The 2,811-nt window shown below is 46.0% G+C and carries 2 protein-coding genes; both read right to left on the bottom strand.

What is annotated here, in order from left to right:
• Positions 1 to 105: 105 nt before the first annotated feature.
• Positions 106 to 1,296 (bottom strand): ferrochelatase, encoded by a 1,191-nt coding sequence (locus P5683_RS23920; protein ID WP_006625609.1) that lies wholly within the window; start codon positions 1,294 to 1,296, stop codon positions 106 to 108.
• Between the two features lie 126 nt (positions 1,297 to 1,422).
• The gene (locus tag P5683_RS23915) at positions 1,423 to 2,688 is read right to left on the bottom strand and encodes an inorganic phosphate transporter (RefSeq protein ID WP_006625611.1); all 1,266 of its coding nucleotides are present in this window, start codon (positions 2,686 to 2,688) and stop codon (positions 1,423 to 1,425) included.
• Between the last annotated feature and the right edge of the window lie 123 nt (positions 2,689 to 2,811).

The following is a 2,811-nucleotide window of genomic DNA, read 5'->3' as shown; positions in this document are numbered from 1 at the left end:
GCAGCTACCTGAAAGCGGGGGCACGAAGCCCCCGTGCTTCAGCCGGGGGTGCTGACGAATAATCTGGTAGACATAGGGGATAATTGGAGAACCCGCCCCTAGGTTTTAATGGTGGTGATGATCATGATCATGGCTATGGCTATGGCTATGGCTATGATGATGATGGCTATGGCTATGATGACCTGGATCTGATTGTACTGCCAGGCTAGGATTAATAGATAATGCGGTTTGGCTTAACAATGCCTCAATCTGAGGATCTGCCCAATTAGCAGCCATCTCCAGGAATTGGGGATGGTCATTGACACAAGCCATCTGAATATATCTTACTTGGGGATGTCGCCGCCGCAATGCCTCGATAATGTGTTCTACATCTAATAGGGTTTCGTGGTTTTCGGTAGCAAACCCTATGGGCATGAAGACAATAGCCGTTGCTCCTAATTCTATCAGATTATGGGCGGCTAGTTGTGCGTTCGGTTGAGTCCAGTCAATCAGGGGGGTATCATGGTTTAGCCAGCCTACAGAAATTAAGGGATAACGGTTGATGAGTTTTTCCCGGACTTTTTCATATAAGGCTTGACTTTCATCAATTCCTGATGTAAAACCCTTGGCTTTATGGGGGCATCCATGATTCATTAATACGATGCCAGTTTGGGAGGGTAAATGTGCGATCGCCAATTCTTCCTCAATTTTTGCCTGCACTAATTCCGCCATTAAATCAATGTATTCAGGCTGATTGTAAAAGGAGGGGATATAACGCTGACCTGTCACCCAATGGCTGTTGGTATCGGCTAATTTTGCCAGGGCATTATTCACCTGTTCTACAGCTATACCACTGGTAAAAATTGAATCAACTACTAACAGTGGATAAATCAGGATTTTGTCGAATCCTTCACTTTTAATTTGACCTAAAACGGTTTCTGGTAGGAAGGGGGCGCAGAAATTAAAGGCTTTAAATACTTGGATGCGATCGCCCCATTTTTGTTGTAAATGTGCTTCAATTCCGGCGCGTTGTTTCTCAAAAATGGCATTATGGGGAGAAATGAAATTGCCATGCTGATGACTCCATTCATGGAGGTCAAAGATTGCCAAAATCCGCGCCAGAGGCGGATAAATCCAAGTGGGAACAGGGGCGAATTTGGCGGTTAACAGATTTAAAGCCTGTTCATTATAATTGGCAAAGTCTTCATAGCTTTCTACTTCTCCATAACCCATCAATAAAACGGCTACCCGATCTGATTTAGGGCGATCGCTTAATTGGGTGCTAGGATTTGTAATTTTCTCAGGAGTTGTCACCACGTCTTTATCCTCTGATCTCACCAATGAGCTATTTCCCCATAGTTTAACATCCCCTAGGGGGGGAGGGGGACAAAATATTGATAACTATGGGGAGGTGGGGGAGGTGGGGGGCTACCATAGCTAAAGCTACCCGATGAAATATCGCAGGAGTAGAAACCCTGTAGCGGCCAAAAATGCAGCGGTGGGGACTGTAATTAACCAAGCCAAGGCGATATTACCTACAGTCCCAAATTTAATAGACTTCCAGCCTTGAACAATTCCCACCCCGACGACACCGCCAACTAACGCATGGGAGGTAGAAACAGGTATCCCTAAGTTAGAAGCAATTAATACAGTGGTGGCGGTGGCCAGTTCAGCCGAAAATCCGGCACTAGGGGTTAAAGTGATAATATTTTCGCCGACAGTGGAGATCACTTTTTGACCCCAAACCGCCAGACCTGTAGCAATACCAGCGCCGCCAATAACTAATACCCAGAGGGGGATATGAAACTCTCCGAGGGGGACAGAAGCGGTTTGTCGGATATAGACAATAATGGCAAGGGGTGCGACAGTGTTACCAACATCATTAGACCCATGAGCAAAAGCAACAAAGCAAGCACTGAAAACCTGAAACTGAGCGAGTTGTTTTTCAATGGAGGACTTGCTATCACCGGATCTAAAAGTAGGTTGCCAACTAAACCAGGTAAGGCCAACTACAGCGAGACCAGCGATCGCAATAGTCAAATCATGGGTAGGAAAATTAAGACCCCATTGGCTTTTCATCCAAGAGGCGAGGGGTTGACTAATTTCTGGGACTACTAAAGTGCCAAACACTGCAATCATGGCACAACTGAGCCAGGGGGTCCATTCGAGAATTTGTTGTTGTGGGTGTGGGTGTTCCAAAATCCAGTATTTAATGAGACTGTAGAGTAAGGCAGCGATCGCCGCACTAATGAGGGGGGTAATTAACCAAGCCAGAGAAATCAAACCTACAGTTTTCCAGGCTACAGCAGTCCATCCTACAGCCACAGCACTAAATCCCGAAATAGCACCGACCACAGCATGGGAAGAGGCGACGGGTAAACCCTTACGGGTAGCAATTTGTAGCCATAACCCGGTCGAGACTAATACCGCTATCATACCCAATTGGAACAATTGAGGCGATCGGATAAATTCTTCCGGCTTGACTACCCCAGTAGCCAAAGTTTCCGAAACCCTACCCCCGAATAATACCGCCCCAAAAAATTCCAGAACCCCAGCGATGATAATAGCTTGTCGGAGAGTAATCGCCTTTGACCCTACAGAAGTCCCCATAGAGTTAGCCACATCATTGGCTCCGAGGGTGCAAGCCACATAAAAAGCTAACAGACAGACGAACCACAGGGGAATTAAGTTGATGGGGGAAATTTCCATTAGCAAAGATGAAATTCAGATGAAATTAACCGGATAACTAGGGAGAGTGTTTGTTATATTAATGATGTCGTGCGAGACGTTTAGGAGTCAAATAAGGCTGCAATGCCTGAAATAACCTCCTAG

The organism is Limnospira sp. PMC 1279.21, assembly GCF_032349615.1.
GTDB lineage: Bacteria > Cyanobacteriota > Cyanobacteriia > Cyanobacteriales > Microcoleaceae > Limnospira > Limnospira fusiformis.
Note: the sequence above shows the minus strand (reverse complement) of the source record. Positions and strands in the feature narration are given on the sequence as shown.